Origin of the sequence: Hymenobacter sp. BT559, from assembly GCF_016427535.1 — a bacterium.
Lineage (GTDB): Bacteria > Bacteroidota > Bacteroidia > Cytophagales > Hymenobacteraceae > Hymenobacter.
In genome coordinates this window covers 1-23,950 of the sequence record NZ_JAELXV010000014.1, presented here as the reverse complement: position 1 = coordinate 23,950, position 23,950 = coordinate 1, and the positions used below count along the sequence as shown (strand labels likewise).

Sequence of the window (23,950 nt, the reverse complement as noted above, 5' to 3'; positions counted from 1 at the left end):
CCACCCGGCGCTTCTTCTCACGGCCGGGCTCTGTTGGCCCCGCCCTTACCGTATTTTACCATGCAGGCTTCCCTGTTTCGGGTGCTGTTTCGGCACGAAATCACTTCCTTATACCGTAACCGGGTGCTGGTTACGCTCTTTTCCATCTTATTCGTGCTGCTGGTGGGCGCGCTCTGGATTGGCAGCAGCCTGCTGGGGCAGCAGCAGCGCACCATGGGCCGCATCCGGGCCCACCAATTAGAAACTCAGGATAGCCTCACGGCCCGCATCCGGCGCATCGAGGCCCACGGTATGCGCTACCCCGGCTTTATCTGGGACGACCCTACGTTTGCTTATAACACGGCCCGCAACGAGGGCGCGCAGTACGCTGTGAAGCAACCGTTCGCCCTGCAAGCGCTGGCCACGGGCCAGAGCGGTGTGCAGCCGTTTTATTATAAGGTGTACATCACCCGCAAGCAGTACCTGGTGCACGAAAGCGAGATTGACAATAGCTTCCTGCAATTCGTGGGGCCGTTCGATTTCTCGTTTGTGGTGGTGTATCTGCTGCCTCTGCTCATCATTGTGTTCACTTACAATTTGCTGTCGGCCGAGAAAGAGCAGGGCACCTGGGTGCTGCTCAAGACAAGCAACCAGTCGATTGCCCGGCTGCTGCTGGGGCGGTTGCTCATTCGCTTTGGGCTATTCACGGCGTTTTTCTGGGCGGTCGTGGTGCCCCTGTTGACGCTGCTGATTGGGCCGAGCTTCCTGGCCAGCGCCAACTGGTGGTGGGTGGTGGCGTTTGTATCGCTGTATTTCGCGTTCTGGTTTGCGCTGGCGTTCTTGGTCAACAGCTTCTCGCTCAGCTCTAACCTCAATGCCATGAGCCTGATATTCTTGTGGCTACTGCTGGGCCTGCTGGTGCCCAACCTGCTGCAAACCGGCCTGAGCCGCACCTACCCTATTCCGAGCCGCATTGCGCTCACCACGGCCGAGCGCGACGCCACCAACCGCTACTTCGAGAAGGACGGCCAACTGCTCACCAAGGAGGTGTTCAACAACCCGCGCACGCTCATTCGGCAGGCGTCCATCGTCACACCGGGCATGGTGTATGGCTACGGCGTCATCGTTTCTAAAAGTCAAATAATAAAGGACCAAGCAACCCGCGTGGCGGAGGACAAGCTCTACGGCCAGATTGAAAAGCAGCAAGCCGCCATCCGGCGGCTCCAGTTGCTGAGCCCCGCCCTACTCTTGCAAGAGACGCTGGCTGCGCTGGCTGGCACCCACTGGCACCAGTACAATGAGTTCAGCCGCGACGTAGACGCATTTCGCCTACGTACCCAGCAGTTCTTTTACCCCAAGATGGCCTTGGAAAGCACATTCCGCACCTTCACGGTGGCCGATGCTCAGGCCATCCCGCAGTTTCGGCCTCAGGTATACGCTGACTATACTTGGCTGCACCTAGGGCAATCGTGGGCCCTCTACGTCGGCGTAGTGCTGGGGCTCGGACTTTCAGGCTACCGGCAACTGCTTTACGCTAGCCGCTAGAAGACAATCAGCTATTAATATTCTACTGCGATTATTTATCTTAGCGGAGCAAGCGAAAAGCAGGAGTATAAATTAATCTACTAATTGCATTCTGCGCCACTTTTGCACTCTAATGCAATGATATACAACCTCATTCAGTCCAATAATCCCCCTTGTCGTCGCAATTGCTGTGTGAATCCAGAAGCTAGTCGAGTTCCTGCACACTGAAAGGGCTTGAGCTTTCACAGTCCTTGAAGGTTCGTTTAAGGATTGTGAACTTGCGATTAGGTCACGTGCTTTTAATAGCGTTTCTGAAGCTGCTGCCCGGCCTGCTTCCAAATGCCTCTGTAGCTAAATAGCCAGCGCCGGCCTTTGCTATCACAACGCAGGTGCTGTTGTTCCTCCTGTGTCCGAACCGTATCCTGTACTCGCCCTTTTGCGATGCGTACCACATAATGAATAGGTGGATCAGCTGCGCTGTTCTGACCCGTTAGGTACGTGCTTCCCTGGCAGGCGCAAACGTCATCCAGTTGATTCAGGAACCCCGCAGTGGCAACCGGCTGCCATCCCTTTCCCGCCTGAGAGAACAACTTGCCTGTTTTTAAGAACTTAAAGCGAGCGCCAGCGAAGTAAGAGTCGTCATAGGTGGTATCATTCACCGAATTGTCTAGCTCAGCTATCGCTTGGATAAGCTTCCACTTTTTGCCTACCCGGTCCTGCATTTGGTGTACTTTCCCATCGTAAGTGACCACTTGCAGCGCTTGGCCAGGACGAGAGTAGAATTCATAGGGGAAAAAAGTATGGGTGTCAAACTCTTGTCGGGTCCACGTCTCGCCGATATCAGTGGAATAGGCCAGTAGTGAATAAGCGGGCTCATGGATACCCGGCCAGCTGTCTAATTCCCACAAGACATGATGCTGGTCGATAGTCAGGTACTTGAGGTACAAAAAATCAGGGCTTTGGCCCTGGTCGTGTAGCCCTTTTCAATGCTTGCCCGCATCAGTCGTCACCGCTAGCCCGCCCTGCCACTTCACGGCGATTAAGGTATCCCCGTTGACCGGCAATAAATCAAACACGCCAGAGTCAGACCCGGTCGGTAGATACACGAGCTGATGCGCCCACGGTGAAGCAGGTTGGGGGAGACAGCTTGTGGTACTTGTTTTTGCTGCTGGCCACAGGAACTCAGCACGAATCCACCAAAGAGAAGCGACCGCCAGTTAAGCATCAGCGAAGAGATGGTAAGTAAGGAGAGAGTAGGCCGTACAAAGCCTGTCAAAACAGTCTATTTGCGAAAGCTAAGCTTAAAAAGAATGCTGGCTTCACGGTGAAACAATCCGTCTTTTAAAAATAGTCCGATAACGTTTTTTTATGTTTAGTAGATAGTCCTTTTAATTACTTTTCAACACCAATAAGAGCGTATTCGAATAGCAAAAGGCCCCTAATCATTCACTTGTGAGCACAAGTGAGTGATTAGGTTGCGTGCTGGCTCCTCTTGCCTTAAGCAGTAGCAAATAAAGTGGGATACTCCCATGCACGCTTTGCTAGCCTATAGTACTTCCTCGTACTTGCAGCCACTTCCTAGCAGTAGCTCTTAACTTTATAAGGCCTTATGCCCCAACTTGTCCCCTTCTTACTGGCTACCCAAGCGCTACTCCTCTCTGGGCAAAGGCTAAGCACCCTGTTGGGGAGCTACCACCTGCCCGCACCTCGCGCGCAGCAGTGCACGAGCCGCGACTCCGACCAGCAGCTGTTAGGGCGCATTACGGACCAGGGGGGCACCTGCGTTATTACGTCTTAGCAGAATCTTACCTGGTCCAAGCGGCGCTCCTTAACCATGGTCACAGCCGCCTGCTCTTTCTCAATGCGCAGCACGTGCCTATCGCGCAATATGTGGTAGGTATGCCCCATGAGTTACCCTATCAAGTGCGTCATAACGCGCTCTACTTTAAAGCAAGTAGCAACAAGGGATCAGCCCAGGTGTGCCACATACAGCTTGGGACGCGCTTACCCCAGCGCTTATGTGTAGGCGCGGTCGAGTGCTATGAGCGAGAAAGCGCTATCCTCCCAGCTTTTAAGCTGAATCGATAAGCTGACATACTGAAAGTGGCCAAGACTACCCGGTATGCGGCGCTCGGGTAAGGGAAAAAGCTGTCACCAGCCTTTTTACGTGTTATAGTCCGTGGTTTCTAACACGTAAAATGGCAGTAGTGCTTATGCTACCGGGTCGGGTGCGCCGCCTGGTAGGACTGCGCTGCGGAGGTCTCGTGCAGGTAAAACAGGGCATCGAACGCTTGGGAGAGGGGTGCGTGCCACAAAAACTCCCTATTCGCGCCGCCAACCGGTCCCGCTGCCCCAATAAACCGAAACTTCTGGCGCTTGGTCAGCCACTTGCTGGTAGCGGCGGCGCTGCGTAGGTTGAGAAAGTAGTTGGGTGGCGTTGCCTGGTCGAGCCACGCCTCGAAGGCGTTGGAAGTGGGGGGCGCCAGCACGAGGGCCCAGGCCGACCCGTCCGGGTTTAGGACGCGGGCCGTGCCGTGGCCGGTGGCGAAGCCCACGGCTACGTAGGCCGGCCCTAGCTGCTTGGACAAGAACCATCCCATTTGCGGTTGGTCCCCATCGCGCCGTATGTGGGTATTGTGCGCCCACAACACGATTTTGGCCGCCGGCTCTTGCCCAAGCAGCCAGGTGACGTTGGTAGCCATCGCCTGGTCGCGCGTTTCTGCTCTCAGCTCGGCCCGCTGCCGCAGTACCTGCCCGTGCTGCTGCAGCGCCGCGGGGGCTGTCACCGCTTGCAGGTGCTGCACCAATTCGTCCGAGAGGCGCACGAGGCGCAGTTTAGTAGCCGGCGACGCCTTATTGAGGGCGGCGTAAGTAGCGCGCAGATCCCGCACGCGCCGCCCTAACACGGTATCGGCCCGCTGGGTGGCGAAGTGCTCGAGACGGAGCAGGTTGGGCTCGGGGTTTTGCATATCAATGCCCACGTAGCGGATTTTGGCGGCGTGCTGCTGATTGTAGGCCCGCATCCACTGCACCATGTCCCAAAATTCGGTGGTATTCCAGATGTCAAAGCCCACTGCCTTATGCACCGTGAGCGAGTCACCTTCCCCTGTCTGAATGTACTCGTTGAGGATTTCAGCGTACCCGTAATCGACTTCGAGGGCGAACGTGGTGAAGCCCTGCTGCGTGACCAAGTATTCCAGCAGCCGGTGCTTGAGCTGAAAGACTTCGTGCGTGCCGTGCGTGCATTCGCCCAAGCCTACTACCCGCGCGGGCGCCACCACAGCGGCCAGCGGGGCCAGGTCGGCAAACCCGCTGCCAGCCCGCACCGCCGTCAGCGGGGTAAGCTGCTGGTTGAGGCGGGCAATATCGGCTGGTGCCTGGGCGCGTAGCTGATTAAAAGCCAGCAAGAGCAGCAAGGTTATCCAGCTGTGGGCTAGCTGGCTGGTTGGGGTAGTTGGGCGTCCGTTTGGGGCGTGGCTTCTGCGCATGGGGCTACGAAAAAAGCACCTGTCTGGCTCAGCAGGAGTGGGAAAGTAGCCGATAGATGCAGGGCGGGCCACAAGCGTTGTCTAGCTAGGAAATAAAAAGGTGGCCTAGCGGTTGCCGACAAGAGATAATTAATAGCCTAGCTACTAGTTAAGTACTAACATGCGTTACTCTTCCATGCAAGCCAAAACCGCACTTATTTCAAGAGTAGGGATATAAGCATAGTTATGTAAAGGGATAAAATGAAGAGGGACAACTAGGATAAGCTAGATGCGGTTGCTTGCCTTCATACAATAGCACGTAGAGACAGGTGGTCCTTATAGACACGGTGTACTAAGTTTTAGTAAGCTGCAACTAGTCGCGTATAGTTCTAGCTTAAAATACCTACCAGTTTATCTAGGCAGCTTTTCTACTAAAAGAGAGGCATCGCCCTACAGGATCTTTGTTTTGGCTTGCCACTGGGTGCGCGCGTTGAAAAGTAACGGGCTCTTGGCAGTAAGATAGAGCACCGCATAGCGGTAGTGGAACAAGCCAAGGTGGTGATACCCAACCAGCAGTTCTTTAGTGAAACGCAGGCAGCGTTGGGAGTACAAACGGTACTTCGGGTAATCGCCATCCTGCAACGATAATTGGGTAAGGTGGTAATGAAACCACTTTAGAATGGGGTTTATTTCCTTGCTATATTGGTAGTTAAAGTGCTTGTTAATGGCGGTGTACAATTCAACCATTCGCTCCCAGTACCGGTACCCGTGCAATAGGGTGGTGGCGCCGCTATCGTGCCGGCGGTATACGGCCATAACGCCCGGCAATAGCTTCAGCTGGCCAAACGACGCCAGCAAGATAAAGAAAGGAGTGTCGCCCACTACCGCATTGCGGAGCCACTCGGGATACTCGGTGAGTAGCTGATTACGGAACACAACCGAAGCGGTCGGAATAAGCCATTTCCCAATCAAGTCCGGAATGGCATAGTCGGTCTTGGTATAGGTCTGAAACAGCTCCATCGCCTTGCTAGGGTCCTGCTCAAACTTCATCCAGCAGTTATGAAAGCAGAGTACGTACGCCGGATGTGCCTCCAGAAAATCTACCTGCTGTTGGAGCTTCGACGGGTCGGTCCAATAGTCATCGCCCTCGCAGAACGCGATGTACTTACCGACGCAGGCCTCGCGGGCCAGGCGAGCATTAGTCTGGGCACCTACGTTTTGTGCGTGTAGCAGCAACCTAATTTGGTCGGGATAGCGCGCCTGGAACTCCTGGCAAATCAAACGGGTACCGTCGGTGCTACAGTCTTCTCCAATCACTACTTCGAACGGGAAAGAAGTCTCTTGGGACATGATACCATCTAGGCAATCCCGGAGAAAGCGCTCATGGTTGTAGGTGATGACCCGCACGCTTACCAGCGGCTCCTTACTGCGCATGGCGTAGCATTTTAGCGGGGTTACCTGCCCAAACTTCCAGTTCGCCCACGTCCTTGAGCAGCACGCTACCCATTGCTAGGGTAGCGTAGTTGCCGATAGTAAGAAACTCTCGCACGGTGGCATTCATACTAATGTGCACTCCCTCGCCTACTTGTAAGTTAGAGCCTGAGCAAGAGCCGGCGGCTACGAATGTATGCGCCCCAATGGTGCAATTGTGGCTGATAATGGCCCCAATCATCACCCGGGTGCACTTACCCAGCTTCACGTTGGTAGAAATGATGGCATGCGGCATTACCACGCACCCAGGCCCTAGGTCTACATGGGCGGCTATGTACGCGGTAGGGTGCACAAACGTGGCCAACCGGTCGTCGGGGATGGCCAGGGAGTCGAAGAGCGCAATCCGCTCCCGCTGCCCGTCTATCTTATAAATCGTATTGAGGAAGTAGTAGCCTTCGTCTAGTAGCCTCGGAATGTCTTGCAGCCCACCTTTGACGGGGTAGCCTTCTATTTCCTCGCAATTATCCCGGTCGTTCACGTAGCCGCAAAACCGGTATTCTTGGCTGCCCCGCTGGGCCGCATCGAGCATGGCATTCCCGATGACAGAGGCATTGCCCTGCCCCCCTAGTATTAGCACGTTCTTCATAAGAGTTGGTAGGCTAGTAAAAACGTTGTGATATCCTCTTTTTTGTTGTTCATCAGGACATCGATGATGGAGAGCCAGGGCACAAATTCCTTACTCGACAGGGGTTGCGCATACTGAATAGACAGGGGCTTCACGAAATGAAGCGCGATGTCGTGCTGGGCAAAGAAGTCTTTGGTGTATAGCGCTTCGCCGCCTATGGCATTCAGGTATTGGTCGCCGCCTTCTTGCTGCACTATGTCTACTAGACGGGCTCCTTTGCTGAAGTGGGCATTCTGGTAGGGCCGCTGTGAGCTGGTAACCAATGGCGTGGCGATACCTAAGTAGGCGCATACGGCCCGGATACTTTGAGCAGCCACTTCCGCGATGGTGGCGGGGCCGCTAAGCTCCAGTACGCTTTGCACCAGCGGATATACCTGCTCAAAAAAAGGCGCTTTTCGGTAAGCTGTCTCCAGCGTCGTGCGCACTTTCCGCAGCTCTTTACTTGACCAGTCCACCAGTACTTCGTTAATCAGCTTGTTCTGGCTGACGTCAAGGCAGGGGAGCGTAAAGACGTGCTCGGCGCCTTGCAGAAGGATGCGGTTACGGTTAATCCAGCCTTTTTTGATGTAGTTCACATCATCATACAGCACGAATAAATCGGCCGCCGCCACCAGCTGGAAATACCCGATGTAGGGAAATAAATACGGCTGCATGATGGCGATTTTCATAGGCTACGTTGGCTAGGTAGGCTTGGTACTAATGCGTTCCGACAAGGCAGAAGCCATTAGTTTGCCATGCGCATGGCGAGGTATTTCTCCCTGGAGAAGTCGTATAGGTAAAGCAGGTTTTTTCGATTGAAGAGCGCTGCCAGCAGCAGGTAAGTGGCCCCGCCCGCGAAGCACCACAGCAGCAGGCTCCACCAGGTGAAGACGTGTAGCTGCTCGCTGCCCCACAGCACGAATAACCCCATGCCCAACGCCGTGCAGAAATTGGGCAAGATGTCCCGCAGCTGCTGCACAAAGCCGTAGCCAATAAACTGTTGGGAGTAGTGGGCATTAATTACCAGCGCCAGGCAAGACTGCGCAATCTGCCCATAAATCAGGCCCATGACTCCCCAGCGGTACGTGAGCAGCAGGCTTACTACGACCAACGCTTTTTTGATTACTTCCAAGATGAGAAACAGGTCAGACCGCTTTTTCAGCGTGAGAATATTCAGGTTCAGGGTATGAATGGGGTACAGCAAACCCACAAACGTTAGGCCTTGCAGCAAGGGAATCACGCTAGCCCACTTGTCGGTGAGTAGCACCAGCACGATGCTCTTGCTCAGCCCCATCAACCCCATCAGGAGCGGGAAGTAGGCAAACGACACCAACTGCATCAGGCGCTGGTAAGCCTGCGCCAAGCGAGGTGGGTCGTCTTGCAGCTCAATCAAAACGGGGTAAGATACCCGGCCCGTTACCTGCGCCACCAAGGTCTGCGGAATGTCCCTCAGGTTTGCCGCCCGGTTGTAGAAACCTAGGGCAGAAGCGGAGTAGAACTTGCCAATCAGCAAGGGGTAGATATTGCGAAACCCCGTATCGAGCAGGCTAGATAGCAGCAGCTTCGAGCCGAACCCAAAAAAATCTTTGAACGAAGCACTTGAGAACGTGAGCGAAGGAAACCAGGAGCGGGTCGCCCAATAGAGCACGTTGGTGATGATGGCATTGAGCAACTGCCGCACTACCAGCGCCCAGTAGCTCCACCCTAGGTAGGCGAGGTACAACCCGATAGCGCCGGAGAGAACATTGCTCACCAGCGAACGCAGGCTAATGGTGCGAAAATCCAGCAGCTTCGTTAGGCGGATGGTCTGCACGACGTTCAGGGAGTTGAGCACGAGGCTGATGCCCAGCACCCGGATAATGTCGGTCAGGAGCGGCTCTTTGTAAAACTGGGCAACCAGCGGCGCCCCGATAAAGACGATAGCGTAGGCCGCCATGGACAAGCCCAGATTGCTCCAGAACACCGTGTTGTAATCCTCGGGCGTAGCCTCTTTCTTCCGTAGCAGGGCGCTACCTAGGCCCGCATCCGTGAACGGCTGAAGCAAGGCGATAAAGACCGCCACCATTGCTATCAGGCCGAACTCACTAGGTCCCAGAATGCGAGCCAGAAAAACTGAAATCAAAAAATCGCTGAGTAGGTTGCCGAAGCGCTCTCCCGTCAACCACACCAAGCTTACGGCCGCCCGGTCTTTTAAGGTATTTTCCTTCATAGCTCCGCAGCAAGTACGCCACAAACAAGTAAAGGCAGCGGGAGAATCGGCCTAGCCAGTTCCCGCCGAGCGGGGTCGGCGGTGCTCAATACCGTTCGGCGCGAAGGATAGCCCGACAAATCATTTTCACCTCCTCCATAGACAAATCGTGGTACAAGGGAAGGCACAATACCCGGGAGGCGATATCGGCAGAAACAGTCATCTGCTGCCCTGGCTGTACGTAGCTTAACGTTTCCAGCGAGGGGTAGAAGTACCGCCTAGGGTAGACATACACGCCGTGCAAGGCCTTGACCATCTTCAAGAGCACGGCTTCGCTTTCAAACAAAACCGGGTAGTAGGCATAATTGAAGCCAGCGCTCGGGTGCAGAAAGGGCGTGCCTATACGCAAGGACTTAAGCATGTGGTGGTAGGTTTCGGAAAGCTGCTGCCGCCGGTCCAGAATTTGCCCGACGTACCTGAGGTTGCATAAGCCCATGGCGGCGTGAAACTCGCTGTTCTTGCCATTAATGCCCACTCCCTGGAAGGTATCGGGGCCATGAAAGCCAAAATTCCGCATATGCGCAATCTTATTGGCCAGGTCCGCGTCGTGGGTGATGAGTGCCCCACCCTCAATAGTATGAAATAGCTTGGTCGAGTGAAAGCTCAGCGTGCTGATATCGCCCTGGTGCAACACCGAGCGTCCTTGGTAGCTGGTGCCGAAGGCGTGGGCCGCATCGTAAATGACGCGCAACTTATGCTTAGCAGCTATTGCCGCTATTTCTCTCGCAGCACAGGGATTACCAAAAACATGGGTAGCCAAAATAGCACTGGTTTGGGGCGTAATAGCCGCTTCAATCAGCGCAGGGTCAATGTTGTACGTAGCTGGGTCTATATCAACAAAGACGGGAGTACAGCCCTCCCATACAATACTGCTCGTTGTGGCAATAAAAGAAAACGGCGTGGTGATAATCTCCCCTTGCAGCCCTAATACTTTGATTGCTAGTTGTAGCGCAATGGTCCCATTCGTTACATAGAACAGATGAGGTACGCCAAAATAGTTTTTTAGTGTGAGCTCTAATTCATTGACCAAGGGTCCATTATTGGTAAGCCATATCCTTGACCAAATTCCCTGTAGGTACTGGTTGTATTCGTCTTGGGGCGGTAGAAAAGGTTTTGTAACATTTATCATGTATTGAGTTTATCGACAAGCAAGTCGGATTCAGGTGAAGGGCAAATAGAAATCAGTAGGTTGTTTTCTATTATTACTTGCCTTCTACCGCAGCAGCGCTACCGTTCCTAGTTACCTGTTAAGGGTTATAGCTATGCTTATCCAACGGCCATAAGGTGATATTATTGAAGTAGTACTAAATATTTGTATTTTTTTGTTTATATTTTTTCCTTGTATTATTAAACTATTTTACTGTTATAATGCTGTTAAGGTTGCTTAGACGGAAATTCAAAGCATTTCATTTTTCAACTTCAAAGCACTGTATATAAATAATATAATATACATTAAAGCTTAGTATAATATTAAAAAAATAATATAACATACTCCTAATTGGCTCGGAAAGGCCCTCCTTTTGGACGCACCTAAACGAGCCACCGGCTACCTCCTTTCTAGCTCATTAGGGCATCTTGGAAGGGCTTTCTGAGCCATGCGCCCCGCGCCCTACTTTTTGAACCCCCTCTCAGTTCACCTAGGATGTTGAGTCAAATCACTGTTTTCCTAACCCGGAAAAGCACTGCGGAATGCCAGCACTATTCCCGGGGAGCCCTCGTCTATATTCGCTCTGCTAATTAGCTGAATTCAATGCGTCCTCTTTTGCTTGTGTTACCTACGCTCAGTCTGCTCTCAGGGGGTTGCCACCCCGCACCGACGCTACGCGAGGCCGACTTAACAAACTATGGGCGCGGCAAGTATTGGGATGAGGTGTACTCCATCGATATCTACGGCCGCCTCAACGGCTCTTACCCCACCCGATACGGGCAGCCCCACTTGTCGTATCGCTGCGACTACTTCGGCGCGAAAGGGCAGGTGGTCCATTATCTGAACACGGATTCGATTACTGTCGTGGACCGGGGCTCCAACTCCGACGTGCGCTACAATCCAGACCAGTTTCAGCTCTGCGACAGCACTTTGATTTATTGGCATGACACCTTAAAAGTGGTAGCCCTTACACCGAAGCTGCTGGTCTTGGAACATGAGTTTGACCACAAAAAAGCCTTGCGCATCTATGTGCCGAGCCGATACCAACAGAAGCGGGTACAGCTAGTGGAATAACTTTCCGTTTTATGATTAGAAAGGTATTCGAAAAGTCCTCTTTGAAAGGACTTCAAGAACCGACGTTTTCTAGGAGCGGGTACACTTTTCCAAGTGCATCGAGGCTGTACAATTAAACGACTGTTTTTCTGTACAAGCGCGCAGAGGGAAATGCGCAGGATTAGCTCCTTAATTCTGGATAAGCAACTAGCAACTCTTCTGCCATTTTCCAACCCGCAACCCCCGTCTCCTCTTGGATAAATTGTTCCTTCGTTCCAAAAAATATCCCGCCTTCGTATTTGGTCATTATACCGCCGTCTTTAAGCACGATCTCTTCTAAGTTATCCAGGTAGCTCATGTCTTCCACTTGGCTACGCAGCAGGCAGCCGGCGCAATACGTGTTTTGACTTGTTTTTTCCGGGATACAGCGTCGGAGAGAGCAGTACGTCAGGGCCGCTTTGATTACGTCCAAGGGTATGTCGAACTCGTGCGCGTAGTGCTGGTAACCGCCGTCCAACTTGAGGTAAGAAACGACATCATATACGGTTGTTCGCCTATTGGGAATGGTAGGAGCGCCCCCGCAAAGAAGCGGGATTCTTGCTATGTATTCCATGGCATAACGGCTGTTATTGCGTTCGTCACACGGGCGCTCTTTTTGGAACCCTGCCTACGTCGGGGCAGGGCAGGCAGTAGAAACAGCGAAGAGCCAGAAGCCAGAAGCGAGAGGCAGTTCGTTACTTACACAAAAGAAACGCTCATTTTTTGAAAAGCCACAGGCCGATAGATTCTCTTGCCCTCCAAAAAAGGACCGTGTCTGTTGCAGAACTCTGCGCTACTTCGGGTGTACCCAGCCGCGGAGGTTTTACGGCGCTAGCCAGCGGCCAAAAAGCCCCAAAAAGGCCCCCTGAAGCCGCTGGTGGCGGTCTGCTGGGCAGGCCAGGGCCATGCTTCGCACCCGGGTGGACTGATACTTGAGGAGCTTTTTGAGATTGTAGGCCACCGCACTCAGCACCATTGCCTTATGGGCGGCTGCTTGCCCCTTGGTGTTGACCCGACGCAGGCCATAGTGGTGGAGCAGATTGCCAAAGACTGGTTCTACCGTGCCCTGGCGCACGCGGCGTCGGCGTTGCCCCGCTCGACTCTGCTGACGCTGCCAGGCGCGCAAGTAAGCCGCATCATAGGGCGAGCGCACGAGCTTCTTTTGCGTGGCTGAGGGCACGCAAGTGGGTTTGAGCGGGCAGACTTGGCAGTCGCGATACTCGGCTCGATAGTTCTTGAGCCAACTCCCGTCCTGACTCGTGCAGTAGTTGCGGAAAGGCAGCAGCTTGCCGGCCGGGCAGCGATAGGCGTTCTTATCTGACTCATACGTAAAGCCTTCTATTACTGGTTTGTACTTGCCAAAAACCGGAATCCAAGGCGTGATGCCGCGTTGTTCGAGAAAGGCGTAGTTGAAGCCGTTCGAGTAGCCGGTATCAGCCAGCACTTCGCGCAGCGGGACGTGCTGCTTCGTCAAGCGCGTCTGCAACTGCGCGACTAGGCGGGGCAAGTGGACGCTGTCGCGGCTATCGGCCAAGTCGGCCTGCACGTGACTAATCAGGCCCGTGGCCGTGTCCACGGCCAGACTGCAGAGATAGTTCAGGGCCCGCGCCTTGCCGGGTTTGACCGAGATACGCGCGTCGGGGTCACTGCCACTGGTGTGGGTCTTGTTGCTTAAGAGTTGGGCCTTGGCATGCTGGGCACCTAGGCCGCCCCCGCCCCGTTGCTGCTTGGCTTGGCGCGTGGCCACGCGCCGCAACTCGTGCGCCGGTGTGGCCGGCGCGGCTGCGGGTAGCGGCGCCGCCGGGCGCTCGTCCACGACCCGTAAAGCGGGCGTGGACTGCTTGGGGCGCAGACTCTCGAGCGAGGCATTGGCCTTGACGGGGGCGGAATCGATGGCCTGCGTCTGACCTACCACCAGGCCCGCGGCCAGGCACTGGGCAAACACCTGATCAAAGAGGTATTCAAACACGGCCGCCGGATAGAGCTGGCGCGTGCGGCTGATGGTGGAGTGCCAGGGTAGCTCCTCGTCAAGGTCGTAACCTAAGAAGTACAAGATGTCCAAGCGCAAGGCACAATGCTCAACCAGGCGCCGGTCACTGACCAGGTTTTCCAGGCGGCCCACCAGCACCAGCTTAAAGAACACGACGGGGTCGAGCGAGGGCTGGCCCGTGTGGCTGTAGATGTCCCGCGTCTGCTCGTAGAGAAACGACCAGTCGAGTAACTCGGCTAATCGGCGATACAGATTGTGGCGGGGCACGCGCTCGGACAAGCGAAAGCGCAGCACGACGCGGTCGGGGAACTGCTTGTGGCCTTGCATACACCCAAGATACCACCGGCTAATCACCTACTTCTGCAACAGACACGACCGTTTCTTGGAGACTTATCTCTACAGCCTTAGCGACCTATACTGGTCAATTTTACGGGACCTTTTGTATACCCTTTCTTGTAGGCTAGCCTTCAACTGTTTTACAATTACTGTCGGTAGCCACTAGCAGGCATCAGGTGAATCTGCGTTTCGAGGGAAGTACTCTGCTGGTGAAAGCGCCCTAAGGCACCGGCTAATAACAGCTGGTCGTGAGAGTTGTCCTCTAAAGTGGCCAGTAGCCGCACGTAGTAGAGGCGGATGGTGGTCATTTCATCAAAGGCGATACGCAGGCGATGCGGCTTATGCTTCCCGGAGCGGGGCTGCAAGTCCATTAAGGCTAAAGCTTGCAGCCGTTGGGTGAGCTTGGCCAAGGGTTTCAGGCTTAACGCTTCAGGAGTGGTCCAGCGCTGCTGGTCGATGTCACGGTATAATAGTTCTTGATAAATAGTGTTGAACGCATTGTAGAGTAGCACGGCCATACCGCTATCGAGCTCGACACGACGGCTAAGATGAGGAAGCTTCATATGGTAGGAGGAAGCAACTTAAAAGTCCTCCGTAAAAATTGTATATCAGCGTTGAATTTACTCAGCTAGCCCTTGCACGTTGCCATGTACGTGTCAGAAAATTTAGTCAATTATTTCACATCTTAGACGTGTATTCACGCAGACTAAAAGTTGAATCAGAGGCCTAATAGGCCTTAAATATAAAGAGTAATACCCACCTAGTACTAGGTGTATAATATCACTTATTACTAGGTGAGTATTTAGTTGCAATTTTACACCTAGATTTGCACCTCAACCTAAAAGCTAAGCACATGATTTTCACCGTAGGCGGCATTAAGGGCGGTACTGGTAAAACAACTATCTCTACAAACCTAGCTGTCTGGCTTTCAAAGCAGGGAGCTGATATTCTACTAGTCGATGCTGATGAACAGGAATCGGCTTCTGATTTCACTGCTTGGCGCGACGAAACCCACAAAGGAGAATTGGGCTACACCTTGGTGCAACTGACTGGGGGGGCAGTGCGCCGCCAAATTGAACAGCTCCGCCCCAAGTACGACCACATTGTTATTGATACAGGTGGGCGAGATACGGCAAGCCAACGAGCAGCACTGTTTGTGTCGGATGTGTACCTGCTACCCTTCGCTCCTAGAAGCTACGAAATCTGGACCCTATCCAAGGTGTTGGCTTTGCTGAATGAGGTCCAGCCGGGGCGTCTTACCCCTCTGAAGATTTACTCTTTTCTGAATAAGGCAGATACCCGCGGCCAAGACAACGGGGAAGCCACGGAGGTGCTACGTGAAAACGCAGAACTGAATTACGTAGATTTTTCAGTGGTCAATCGCAAGGCATTTGCGACAGCTGCTAGCAAAGGGCTATCCGTCTTTGAAGCCCTGCCGCACGATGAGAAAGCAGTGGCAGAGTTGGAAGCATTGTTTCACCACATTACGAAGTAAACAATATGGCTGTCTCTCCCCCACCCCGTAAACCTGCGGCTAGTGCGCCGGAGCCGTCTACTCGCAGCAAGCTAGACGAAAAGAAAATAGATGCTATCATAAATCGAGGCAGCTCCTCAGTAGCTTCAAGTGCTCCTGATGCAGTTCAACTCAAGAATTTCAACATCAAAATTCCGGCAGACACCTTAGTGAGTATAGATGAAGTACGAGCTAAGCGCCCTCGAAAACCGACCAGCCCTAAGCTTGGCATATCTACTCAAGATTGGCTGCTAGAAGCGATTGCGGAGAAACTAGAGCGAGAGCAGAAGAAATATAAAGTAGGTGCAGTTTAGCACCTATAAATAGGTTCGTTTTAACACCCAATTACACAAACAAACAGCACCCTCTTTTGCACGTGGTTTTACACTTATTTTAAGGTGTAAAACCACGTGCAAAAGAGGGTGCTGTTTGTTTGTATATAATTCTGCTAGCTAAGCGGATAATTGTTCCTGTAGCTGATTAATTTTTGCTTGTACTTCAGCTAGGGCTACTGGCCTAGTATCGTCATTATATATGACAGCTGTTTGAACAAATTTCAGGCTGTTTTGAGCATCTTCGAGTTCACTCAGGAGCTTTTTACGCTGAGCAGTTAAAGCAGGATTGACTTTCTTCTTAGTAGTGCTAGCGTTGAGCTTCTGCTGATACTCTGGTAGCAAATAGCCATCCGTCAGTGCTTTGAATACAGCCCCACCTTCCTTCTTAATTTTTCCCGTCCGAACCTGACTTTTCACAGTATCCAAGACATAGCGCACGTAGCCGAGGTCATAGTCGCCTGCAGCTAAGCGGGCTTGGATAAGCGGTAAACTAGCCGCAGACACTCCGACCCCCAATACCGCGGCTTCCCACTCGCTATAGTCGTTGCTTGATGCAGTGGCAGGCTGGCTCGTTGAAACAGGCTTAAACGAAAATTTGATTTCTACTACCTCTCGACCTTGCTTGATGGCTTCGTAGGTGAATGGCAAATCGGTGGCGGCCAGTTCTGCCTGAGCGCGGTCAAGTATGCGAGCGCGAAAGTTGTTAAACCGGTCGTACTCCTTGTCCAGTCCCAGTATGGCTTTTAGCTCATCAAGGCGGATAGTGCGCTTCCCAAAAGCGCCATACTCACGTAGCAACCAATAAATGCGATAGGAACTAGCGCTTTTCAGTTTTAACAACTCCGCTAGCTGGGCCTTGGTGAAGTTGTCACGCAGCTCCAGCAAGTAGGGTAGGAGCAGGTCATTGAATTGCGCTTCAATCATACCTTCCCCTTCTAGGTAGGTCGCATAAGCTAGCAGAGGAATGACTGTAAAACTAGGTTTCTTTAGCGGGCGGCCGTCGGCACTCAGCTTCTCGATAGTCAGTGTGCGACTAGCGAAGTCTTTCAGCATCCGTCGTACCTGGTCATACACATTGTTGCTGCCGGTATTTGGCACAATCTCACGTACCAGCAGCTGACACTTGCTGAATGTTGAATCTGTGCGTTGCAGCCGCGCTAGTAGCGCGAGAAATAGCCGGGCTTCGTGCGTGTTCAAGTCAAACTTGGCATTGACTAACGCATTGTGCTGCACGACCAGCGGATTGGCAGATATTGTTGGAGTTGTTTCCACAAAAAAGTCGGGCTATCGGTAAGGATACCCAAAAATAGGTGCAAATAATCGATACGACTACAAGTTTTTATTTTTGTAGTCGTGATACCCCCTTTTTGTAGTCGCATCACCATGCTTTCGCCCCCTTTTTGTAGTCGTGTCGCCCCCTTTTTGTAGTCGTATGGCCCCCTTTTTGTAGTCGTGTCGCCCCCTTTTTGTAGTCGTATGGCCTCGTTAATATTTGAAAATCAATTAGTTATGACACCCGTAAACTAGTAAAGTTTATAAAGAAAATAAACAGCTAGTTTATTTTAGGAGTTTTGATTTCAAAGGTTTGGGAAAGAGCAGGGTACGTTGAGTAGTCTACCACCTGGGGGCACGCCCCCTTTTTGTAGTCGCATTATGGAGAAAAATCCCTTATGCGTTCAATAGTGGCTGTTTTCGACGATTTTTAGCTATGTGATACGACTACAAAAAGGGGGTGACACAACCACAAAGGCGAGCAATCACGACCATATCATTCTACGCTACCTCGAAACGAAGGCCAAACCAGGCGAAAATGTAGCGGCGGCTACCATGGCGCTACTGAAGAGTACATTCCCGGCTATTTGGGCCGCTAACTAACTGCTAATCAACTAGTATATAATAGTATTTAGCGTGTTTTATGGCCCTTGTGCTATTATAAACTACCTAGTATCGGTGGCATTTGAGCCCATCTAGCGCTTGAATTAGCCAAGCCGGTTGAGCTATTCTATGGCCTGCTCGCTGCTGCTCTCTTTTTACGTTTATGTTTGAGGTATTTGCTCACTACATCCGCCAGCAGGCGGCTCTTACCGAGGCAGAAATAGACCTGCTGCGTGCCCGTAGCGTCGTGCGGAAGTTGCGCAAATGGCAATCTTTGCTGCACGAAGGGGAAATCTGGCGGCTCCACTGCTTTATTGCCAGCGGCTGCTGCCGACTCTATCGGTTCAGTGAGGATGGCACCGACCATACCCTCAGGTTTGCCGTCGAGAACTGGTGGCTGATGGACCAGGAAAGCTACCGCACCGAAACGCCCTCGGTGTACAATATGGAAGCGCTAGCGGCTACCACTGTCATCACGTGGACGAAACCAGTCTGGGAAGAACTCATGCACGAGATACCGGCCCTGAAAGCGTTTTCTGATCAACTGCTTTCCCGCAGCTTTGAAGCCGGCCAGCGCCGCATTTTCTCGCTTATCAGCTCGCCGGCCGAGGCCAAATATTTGGAGTTTCAGCAGACCTATCCCTTGGTATTCAACCGCGTTCCCTTGCACATGGTCGCCTCCTACCTGGGTATGTCGCGCGAGACGCTGAGCCGTTTGCGGCGGTAGGATGCTAAGGGGGCCTTAGCCACAAAAACCCTCCTAGATAACCTAGGAGGGTTTTTGTGGCTGGCTTACAGCCTATTGTGAGCCGCAGGACCACGCGCGCCACGCGTTGAGCTAGCTTAGAGCGTGGGGTGCAGGTCGCGCACCGGGCTCACCGACTCCAGCAGCGTCGCCAGGTGCAGCACGGTCGATTCGGCCCACCAGTTGCCGACCAGTTGCACGCCGATGGGCAGCCCGTCGTGGCTGGTGCCGAAGCGGATAGACAAGCCTGGCAGCCCGGTCACGTTAAGCGGTACGGTCGCGTTCTGAATGTAGGTCGCGGGCACGGTCTGCCCGTTGATGACCAGCTCGGACAGCCCGTGCGCATGGGCCGGCAGGGGCAGCACGGGGCACAGCAGCGCGTCGTAGCGCTGGAAGTAGGCAGCGAAGCCATCGCGCAGCCGCTCGGCGGCTTGCTCGGCCAAGATGTAAGCCTGCAGAGCCGTGTCGGGGGTACCTAGCATGGCCTTCGAAATGGCGAACATCTCGGCTTCGTGGCCCGCCGTGGCTTCGGCAAAGGCTGGCTTTAGCTCCATCACGTGCAGTTGATTAAACAGGTCCAGCGGATGCTCCTGCTCGAGGGCCGGAATGCGCACCGGCTCCACGAGGCAACCGGCGCCGTGCAGGGCCTCGGCTGCGGCCTGCACGGTAGCGGCTACCTCCGCGTCAATGGGTCCAAAGCCCGGCGCTACCAGCCAGCCTACGCGCAGGGGCCGGTTGGGGGTCGCACCTACCCCCGTATCGAAGTGGGGCGGGAGAATGGCGAAGCCGTCCAGTCCGTCGGGCCCGGCCAGCAGCGAATACGCCAGGGCCACGTCGCGCACGCTGCGCGCCATCGGGCCCACGTGCCAGTTGCGGCGCGGCACGCGGGGCCAAATACCCGTCATGGGGATGCGCCCGTGGGTGGGTTTGAAGCCGATAATGCCGGTATTGGCGGCTGGCCCGCGCACCGAGATGGCTAGGTCAGTACCGAGCCCGAGCGGCGAGAGCCCCCCGGCAATGGCCGCCGACTCGCCGCCGCTCGACCCTCCGGGCGTGCGCGCTAAATTCCAAGGGTTATTAGAGCGGCCAGTGAGTAAGTTATCGGTTTCGGTAGAGTAGGAGAACTCCGGCAGGTTGGTCTTGGCTAGTAGAATAGCGCCCGCTTGTTTCAGGCGGGCTACGCTGGTCGCATCCGTGTCGGGGGTGCGGCCGCGGAAGATGGGCGAGCCACGCTGCGTGAGTACTTGGGCGGTGTCGATGGAGTCCTTCGCCGTGAAGGGTACGCCGTGCAGGGGTCCGAGGGCTGCGCCGCGCATCACGGCTTGGCCGGCCGCGTCGGCCGCTTGCAAGGCCTCGTCGGCTAGCAGGGTCACGAGGGCGTTGAGCGCGGGGTTGACGGCGCTGATACGGTCAAGGTGCGCCTGCACCACTTCGCGGGGCGTTACCTGCTTGGTGCGGATGAGGGCGGCCAGCGCTGTGGCATCCTGGTAGTAGAGGGGCTGGTTGGGACTGTTGGCGGCAGCTTGCATGGGGTGAGTTGTTAGGGTTGCGGCAGCCCTCGTTCCCACCGTGGGAGGTCCTGGTTGCCGAGGCAAAATTGGGCAGCCCTGCTGCCGAGAAACGGCGTCAGCTGACACAATTTGGCCGTGACATTTATCACCCTTTTTTGTGGATCCTACGCGGCCCTAGCAGGCTACCGCCGTCTTTGGCAGCATATCCCGCGGACACTGCTAAGCCAACAGTGACCGAGTACACAATCGAGACCACAGTCGACGCGAAGCCTGACGTAGTGGGCCAGCAAGCGTACTACTGCTCATTGTTATTAGAGACAGCTTGCCACGCGTTGAAAACGAGCGTCACCTTCCTAAAACTTACAGGAAAAGACGTTTTAGGGAGGTGCGTTTAAGTAAAGTGGCAAAACCGGCCTTCCAATGGACTTTAACTTTTCGACGCGGCTGGTGGCTAACCTAGTATTTTGCCGAGCGTGCTGCAGCTGTCTATCCCAATCTTTCACAATATGCGATTGGCCACTGTCCTCCTTACTTTCTGCTGGGTGCTGGGTAGCTGGCAACGCACCCGTGGACAAACAACGGCTACTACGCCCTATGCAGACCCAGATGAAGTTCGTCTAGCCGACCCCCTCGCTTTGGTTAAGGCCAGGCGAAAGGCCTTCTCGGCCTCGGAGCAGGCAGCGCTTTGTCAAAGAGGAAGGGGATTTATTAAATTGGCTTGCCAGGTTGACAGCAGTGGACACATTCAGGCCATTACTGGCGTGACGCTCCACCAAGCGGCACAGTCCCTGTCGCCAGCGCTGCTCAACCGGTGGAAGGAAAGTGTGCGCCAGTACGTGGTTTTTCATGTGCCTGCGGTTGATAAGAGCCCTGAAATGAGCCGTTACAGGCGCCCCTCCATCGTACTCCCGTTGCGCGCATTCTGCCAATGAATGTTGAATGCAGAACGGATTTGGTGTTTGTCACATTTTCTAAACGAGCCTCGCCCAACGTGACAGTCGAGTTTATAACGTTAATTGAACGTGGGTTTAATTAATGTTATAAACTCGGCAATACCGTATATATGTAGTCATGGGATATGAATATGGTTTCGTCTTTACAACACCATTAAAGCTGCCTCAATTAGAGGAACTCACCCATCACTTGCAACTCGCTCCCCGTTGGTTTTTAGTGCAGGTAGAACAACAAGCCAGCGGCTATCGACTGAGCTATGCCTATGCAGCTTCAGGGCCAATAGCGTGGGACGAAGACTTCTTGCTAATAGTGTCCGAACGAGAAATCTATGTGCTCCTACATACGGCCACCGCAAGTCAGGAAGCTGGTGTCCTCACCTGGGTTCAGGAATGCGCAGCTACGCTTGGTCTAGCAGGTATTCTATCCGATATATGAAAACCGCACCGATTTCCAGACTTGTCCGAGAAGCCCTTTTACGTGTTGTAAACGGTGGTTTGTAGAATGTAAAAAGCGAGATACTATAGCCGGTACTAACCTGCTAGTTCTCTTCTGACCATTCGTAACCAAGCTAAGTTTTCCTCTTGAGTAGCAAAATAGCGGTTTGCGTCATCAGCTGCTTGCTCCCAGCACGAAGTATCGACTATCAGCTTATCCAATTCTGCTACTACTTGCTGTAAAGCACTCTCTTGTATCTCCGATTTGTATTCAGCCACGACAACCTCATCAGTTAGATTATCTAAATCAGCATCAGGGAAGTAAGCTGCAAAGAAATTCCACAGTCTAGGATATTTTTCTACAAAGCTCATGCTTTTGAAGAGAATAGTTAGTGACGCTTATAACTCATAAAAGTACCACGTTGATAGTCAGTTGCGCAGATGAGTAAAACCGCACTGATTCCAAGGCGTGTCCGAGAAGAAATTTTATGTTAAGTGACTTTTTCTAGGTCAGAGGGTGAATAGTCGCAAGTCTCAACTGCCCCCAAAATCCTAGTTTATTCTTCCTGTATTGGTTGGTGAACATTTAGCAAACGCAATCTATTCGGCGGCGAGAGGGCAACTTCTGCTTCCATGAATATGTCCGAATCAGGAATGCCTAACCGGGTGTAAAACACGAATTGGCCCTGCTGATGCCGCCTAAAAGCGGTACGCGAGAGTGCCCATTCCTGCACAGGACCAAGCTCTTGGGCTACTGGATTGTCTTTGAAGAGCGTTTTGGTTAGTTGCGCGTGTGCCCACAGCTGTTGGCCCTGAGCAATCGTAAGGTCACTCTGGTAATTGTGCGAGATAGCTAGTGCTGGGCCAGCATCTTCCGTGATGGAATCGACCACCGCGCTATCGTTGAGGCAGGTTGTAACTACCCGTACGCGATAGCGTTCGCGCCCTGGTAGCAAGGTATCGTACCGGTCGATAGTATGGTCCAGCGGCCAGTAGGTGCGCCGGAGCACGGGCGTGGTAACTGGGGCTTGACTTACCGCTGACAACTCTGACGCTGGATGGTTCGACGAGGTGCAGCCTGCAACGGCCAGCAATGCTAAAAACAGCAAAACGAAAGGTTTCATACAGCAAGAAACAGCTTTTCAGCATATGCTCAGTCGAATCATAAGCTCAGCATTCGCTGTCTGCGAAAAGGACCCAGTGGGTACCTGCATTCAACGCTTCCTCTGGAGCTTGTCACATTTCTTAAACGAATGTTTAGAAAACGTGACAAACTCGACTATAGCTGCTTATATAAAGAATGAGCAGCAAAGGGGCGTTGCTGCCTCTCAGAACGAATGTCCGGTCGAGCTCAGACTAGCCCCTTACCGTCTTTAGCGCAGGGTGAGGGAGTCAAAAAAAGTTTTGGCTTGCGTGCTTCTAGGTTGGTTTCTATCGGAGGAAAGAAAAATGAGCAAATAAGCCTTGTACTCGCTTACCACGCAACGCCCGTAGTACAGGTGGCCTGACTTCGCGCCAACTGGACTGTCATTAACTACGAAATCAATCCCTCTGTACCCGTCAACTGTCAGAGGCAAACGGTTCTGTAACGTGCCGCCTTGGCCTACCACTTGTTGGAGACACTCGGCGTATATCTTTTCGCGGTGACTGTCGTGTAGCCCATCGCCTGCCATTACGTTCCAAGTTCTAACTGAATAGAAGCCAGCGGAGTCTCTAGCTACAAGCTCTTTGCTTGAGGAAGAGCTATCCGCTTGTATGATAGTGAACGGAAGCAACACAGAAGCTCGGTCATCTAGATCAGTTCCCGCTAGTTTAAGCGAAACGCGCGCCCAAGGAGAAGATTGAAAAGCGCATATGCCAAAGCAGAGAAATACTAGCCAGCCTATAAGAGCCGTAGTCCTCATCGACTGCGAAAATAAAGAGGTAGGGGGATTGACTACCATTAGCTATTGACCTAGGGTAGGTTAAAGGAGGGTCGATTATGTGGGGGGTGTGTATGGGGTGGTCCAGTAAAAACGGACAGTGAGCTAAGATAAGCTGGTTAGGCAGTCGCGTTCGAATTGGTGCGGGGAGCGATAGCCCAGGGCGGAGTGGCGGCGGTCGAGGTTGAAGTAGGCGTCGAGGTAGTAGGCCACCTCCAATTGAGCCTCTTCGAGGCTGGCAAACGCGCCGCCGTGGGGTAGCAATTCGATTTTGAGTGTGCTCCAGCCGGCCTCGGCCTGGGCATTATCATAGGGATTGCCCGGCCGGCTAAAGCTGGCCAGTGCCTGGGCTTTTTCAATGCGCTTCCGGCACGCCAAGCTGGTGTATTGACTGCCACGGTCGGCGTGGATAATCAGGCCAGGAGCCGGCTGGCGTAGCGTCAGGGCCTGCTCCAGGGCCGTGAGCACCAGCTCGGTGGGCATCGGCTGGTCGAGGTGCCAGCCGACTACGCGCCGCGAACAGGTATCACGCCAGGTCGCCAGATAGCACCAGCGCCCGCCCAGCAGAGGCAGGTAGGTGATATCCCCCACCCAGACCTGATTGGGGGCGGTAGTCGCAGGCTGGCCCAGGAGCAGGTTTTCGGCTACGACGGCTGCGGGGTCGGCTAGGGTAGTGCGGGGACGGTGCGGTCGCGTGCTCAGCGCCCGCAGGCCACGGCGGCATAGCCAAGTGCGCAACGCATAGCGCCCGACGGCGTGGCCTGCGGCGCGCAATTCTGCCCG

The 23,950-nt window shown here is 53.7% G+C and carries 22 protein-coding genes; 7 read left to right on the top strand and 15 right to left on the bottom strand.

Annotated features, from left to right (window positions below; all coding sequences use genetic code 11):
* The first annotated feature begins 60 nt into the window (after positions 1-60).
* On the top strand, positions 61-1,524 hold the full coding sequence (locus JAO77_RS23745; RefSeq protein ID WP_198993040.1) for a DUF3526 domain-containing protein: 1,464 nt from the start codon (positions 61-63) through the stop codon (positions 1,522-1,524).
* A 278-nt stretch (positions 1,525-1,802) separates the two neighbouring features.
* Here JAO77_RS23745 and JAO77_RS23740 read toward each other — a convergent pair whose 3' ends face one another.
* Complete coding sequence (locus JAO77_RS23740) at positions 1,803-2,450, bottom strand: hypothetical protein (protein WP_198993039.1); 648 nt, start codon at positions 2,448-2,450, stop codon at positions 1,803-1,805.
* A 662-nt stretch (positions 2,451-3,112) separates the two neighbouring features.
* Here JAO77_RS23740 and JAO77_RS23735 point away from each other — a divergent pair.
* Complete coding sequence (locus JAO77_RS23735) at positions 3,113-3,301, top strand: hypothetical protein (protein ID WP_198993038.1); 189 nt, start codon at positions 3,113-3,115, stop codon at positions 3,299-3,301.
* 418 nt (positions 3,302-3,719) lie between these two features.
* On the opposite strand, the gene JAO77_RS23730 is transcribed toward JAO77_RS23735, so the two are convergent.
* The 6 genes from JAO77_RS23730 to JAO77_RS23705 all read right to left on the bottom strand — a co-directional run bounded on the left by JAO77_RS23730 (position 3,720) and on the right by JAO77_RS23705 (position 10,442).
* Positions 3,720-4,991 (bottom strand): erythromycin esterase family protein, encoded by a 1,272-nt coding sequence (locus JAO77_RS23730; RefSeq protein ID WP_198993037.1) that lies wholly within the window; start codon positions 4,989-4,991, stop codon positions 3,720-3,722.
* Between the two features lie 429 nt (positions 4,992-5,420).
* A complete protein-coding gene (locus JAO77_RS23725; protein ID WP_198993036.1) occupies positions 5,421-6,404 on the bottom strand; it encodes a glycosyltransferase family 2 protein in 984 nt (327 codons plus the stop codon).
* Positions 6,394-7,047: an LbetaH domain-containing protein gene (locus tag JAO77_RS23720; RefSeq protein WP_198993035.1), complete on the bottom strand. Its 654-nt coding sequence runs from the start codon at positions 7,045-7,047 to the stop codon at positions 6,394-6,396. Before JAO77_RS23720 ends, JAO77_RS23725 begins: the two co-directional genes overlap by 11 nt.
* Positions 7,044-7,754: a WbqC family protein gene (locus JAO77_RS23715; protein WP_198993034.1), complete on the bottom strand. Its 711-nt coding sequence runs from the start codon at positions 7,752-7,754 to the stop codon at positions 7,044-7,046. Before JAO77_RS23715 ends, JAO77_RS23720 begins: the two co-directional genes overlap by 4 nt.
* 56 nt (positions 7,755-7,810) lie before the next feature.
* A complete protein-coding gene (locus JAO77_RS23710) occupies positions 7,811-9,274 on the bottom strand; it encodes a lipopolysaccharide biosynthesis protein (protein WP_198993033.1) in 1,464 nt (487 codons plus the stop codon).
* 85 nt (positions 9,275-9,359) lie between these two features.
* Positions 9,360-10,442 (bottom strand): DegT/DnrJ/EryC1/StrS family aminotransferase, encoded by a 1,083-nt coding sequence (locus tag JAO77_RS23705; protein WP_198993032.1) that lies wholly within the window; start codon positions 10,440-10,442, stop codon positions 9,360-9,362.
* Positions 10,443-11,081: 639 nt separating this feature from the next.
* On the opposite strand from JAO77_RS23705, the gene JAO77_RS23700 reads away from it, so the two are divergent.
* Positions 11,082-11,534 carry a hypothetical protein gene (locus JAO77_RS23700; RefSeq protein WP_198993031.1) on the top strand — a complete coding sequence of 151 codons (453 nt, stop codon included), beginning with the start codon at positions 11,082-11,084 and terminating at the stop codon, positions 11,532-11,534.
* A 160-nt stretch (positions 11,535-11,694) separates the two neighbouring features.
* Here JAO77_RS23700 and JAO77_RS24695 read toward each other — a convergent pair whose 3' ends face one another.
* The 3 genes from JAO77_RS24695 to JAO77_RS23685 all read right to left on the bottom strand — a co-directional run bounded on the left by JAO77_RS24695 (position 11,695) and on the right by JAO77_RS23685 (position 14,441).
* Positions 11,695-12,126, bottom strand: coding sequence for a DUF433 domain-containing protein (locus JAO77_RS24695; RefSeq protein ID WP_198993030.1), 432 nt, complete (start codon positions 12,124-12,126; stop codon positions 11,695-11,697).
* Positions 12,127-12,375: 249 nt separating this feature from the next.
* Positions 12,376-13,869 (bottom strand): IS1182 family transposase, encoded by a 1,494-nt coding sequence (locus JAO77_RS23690; RefSeq protein ID WP_198993029.1) that lies wholly within the window; start codon positions 13,867-13,869, stop codon positions 12,376-12,378.
* Between the two features lie 155 nt (positions 13,870-14,024).
* Positions 14,025-14,441 (bottom strand): hypothetical protein, encoded by a 417-nt coding sequence (locus tag JAO77_RS23685; protein ID WP_198993028.1) that lies wholly within the window; start codon positions 14,439-14,441, stop codon positions 14,025-14,027.
* A 290-nt stretch (positions 14,442-14,731) separates the two neighbouring features.
* On the opposite strand from JAO77_RS23685, the gene JAO77_RS23680 reads away from it, so the two are divergent.
* Positions 14,732-15,373, top strand: coding sequence for an AAA family ATPase (locus tag JAO77_RS23680; protein ID WP_198993027.1), 642 nt, complete (start codon positions 14,732-14,734; stop codon positions 15,371-15,373).
* A 5-nt stretch (positions 15,374-15,378) separates the two neighbouring features.
* Positions 15,379-15,705, top strand: coding sequence for a hypothetical protein (locus JAO77_RS23675; RefSeq protein WP_198993026.1), 327 nt, complete (start codon positions 15,379-15,381; stop codon positions 15,703-15,705).
* Positions 15,706-15,843: 138 nt separating this feature from the next.
* Here the strand turns inward: JAO77_RS23675 and JAO77_RS23670 are convergent, their stop codons facing one another.
* Positions 15,844-16,998 carry a replication initiation protein gene (locus JAO77_RS23670; protein ID WP_198993025.1) on the bottom strand — a complete coding sequence of 385 codons (1,155 nt, stop codon included), beginning with the start codon at positions 16,996-16,998 and terminating at the stop codon, positions 15,844-15,846.
* A 766-nt stretch (positions 16,999-17,764) separates the two neighbouring features.
* Between JAO77_RS23670 and JAO77_RS23665 the strand changes: the two genes are divergently transcribed.
* A complete protein-coding gene (locus JAO77_RS23665; protein WP_198993024.1) occupies positions 17,765-18,328 on the top strand; it encodes a Crp/Fnr family transcriptional regulator in 564 nt (187 codons plus the stop codon).
* A 116-nt stretch (positions 18,329-18,444) separates the two neighbouring features.
* On the opposite strand, the gene JAO77_RS23660 is transcribed toward JAO77_RS23665, so the two are convergent.
* Positions 18,445-19,875: an amidase gene (locus tag JAO77_RS23660; protein WP_198993023.1), complete on the bottom strand. Its 1,431-nt coding sequence runs from the start codon at positions 19,873-19,875 to the stop codon at positions 18,445-18,447.
* A 1,053-nt stretch (positions 19,876-20,928) separates the two neighbouring features.
* Here JAO77_RS23660 and JAO77_RS23655 point away from each other — a divergent pair.
* The gene (locus JAO77_RS23655; protein ID WP_198993022.1) at positions 20,929-21,246 is read left to right on the top strand and encodes a hypothetical protein; all 318 of its coding nucleotides are present in this window, start codon (positions 20,929-20,931) and stop codon (positions 21,244-21,246) included.
* Between the two features lie 95 nt (positions 21,247-21,341).
* Here JAO77_RS23655 and JAO77_RS23650 read toward each other — a convergent pair whose 3' ends face one another.
* The 3 genes from JAO77_RS23650 to JAO77_RS23640 form a co-directional block, all read right to left on the bottom strand.
* Complete coding sequence (locus tag JAO77_RS23650; protein ID WP_198993021.1) at positions 21,342-21,617, bottom strand: contact-dependent growth inhibition system immunity protein; 276 nt, start codon at positions 21,615-21,617, stop codon at positions 21,342-21,344.
* Between the two features lie 185 nt (positions 21,618-21,802).
* Positions 21,803-22,369, bottom strand: coding sequence for a hypothetical protein (locus JAO77_RS23645; protein ID WP_198993020.1), 567 nt, complete (start codon positions 22,367-22,369; stop codon positions 21,803-21,805).
* Positions 22,370-23,272: 903 nt separating this feature from the next.
* A partial coding sequence (locus JAO77_RS23640; RefSeq protein WP_198993019.1) for an IS3 family transposase occupies positions 23,273-23,950 on the bottom strand: 678 nt, incomplete at its 5' end.

Coding starts and splice junctions, on each gene's coding strand:
- JAO77_RS23745 (WP_198993040.1), top strand. CDS start 61: ATGCAGGCTTCCCTGTTTCGGGTGCTGTTTCGGCACGAAATCACTTCC.
- JAO77_RS23735 (WP_198993038.1), top strand. CDS start 3,113: ATGCCCCAACTTGTCCCCTTCTTACTGGCTACCCAAGCGCTACTCCTC.
- JAO77_RS23730 (WP_198993037.1), bottom strand. CDS start 4,991: ATGCGCAGAAGCCACGCCCCAAACGGACGCCCAACTACCCCAACCAGC.
- JAO77_RS23725 (WP_198993036.1), bottom strand. CDS start 6,404: ATGCGCAGTAAGGAGCCGCTGGTAAGCGTGCGGGTCATCACCTACAAC.
- JAO77_RS23720 (WP_198993035.1), bottom strand. CDS start 7,047: ATGAAGAACGTGCTAATACTAGGGGGGCAGGGCAATGCCTCTGTCATC.
- JAO77_RS23715 (WP_198993034.1), bottom strand. CDS start 7,754: ATGAAAATCGCCATCATGCAGCCGTATTTATTTCCCTACATCGGGTAT.
- JAO77_RS23710 (WP_198993033.1), bottom strand. CDS start 9,274: ATGAAGGAAAATACCTTAAAAGACCGGGCGGCCGTAAGCTTGGTGTGG.
- JAO77_RS23705 (WP_198993032.1), bottom strand. CDS start 10,442: ATGATAAATGTTACAAAACCTTTTCTACCGCCCCAAGACGAATACAAC.
- JAO77_RS24695 (WP_198993030.1), bottom strand. CDS start 12,126: ATGGAATACATAGCAAGAATCCCGCTTCTTTGCGGGGGCGCTCCTACC.
- JAO77_RS23690 (WP_198993029.1), bottom strand. CDS start 13,869: ATGCAAGGCCACAAGCAGTTCCCCGACCGCGTCGTGCTGCGCTTTCGC.
- JAO77_RS23685 (WP_198993028.1), bottom strand. CDS start 14,441: ATGAAGCTTCCTCATCTTAGCCGTCGTGTCGAGCTCGATAGCGGTATG.
- JAO77_RS23680 (WP_198993027.1), top strand. CDS start 14,732: ATGATTTTCACCGTAGGCGGCATTAAGGGCGGTACTGGTAAAACAACT.
- JAO77_RS23675 (WP_198993026.1), top strand. CDS start 15,379: ATGGCTGTCTCTCCCCCACCCCGTAAACCTGCGGCTAGTGCGCCGGAG.
- JAO77_RS23665 (WP_198993024.1), top strand. CDS start 17,765: ATGTTTGAGGTATTTGCTCACTACATCCGCCAGCAGGCGGCTCTTACC.
- JAO77_RS23660 (WP_198993023.1), bottom strand. CDS start 19,875: ATGCAAGCTGCCGCCAACAGTCCCAACCAGCCCCTCTACTACCAGGAT.
- JAO77_RS23655 (WP_198993022.1), top strand. CDS start 20,929: ATGGGATATGAATATGGTTTCGTCTTTACAACACCATTAAAGCTGCCT.
- JAO77_RS23650 (WP_198993021.1), bottom strand. CDS start 21,617: ATGAGCTTTGTAGAAAAATATCCTAGACTGTGGAATTTCTTTGCAGCT.
- JAO77_RS23645 (WP_198993020.1), bottom strand. CDS start 22,369: ATGAAACCTTTCGTTTTGCTGTTTTTAGCATTGCTGGCCGTTGCAGGC.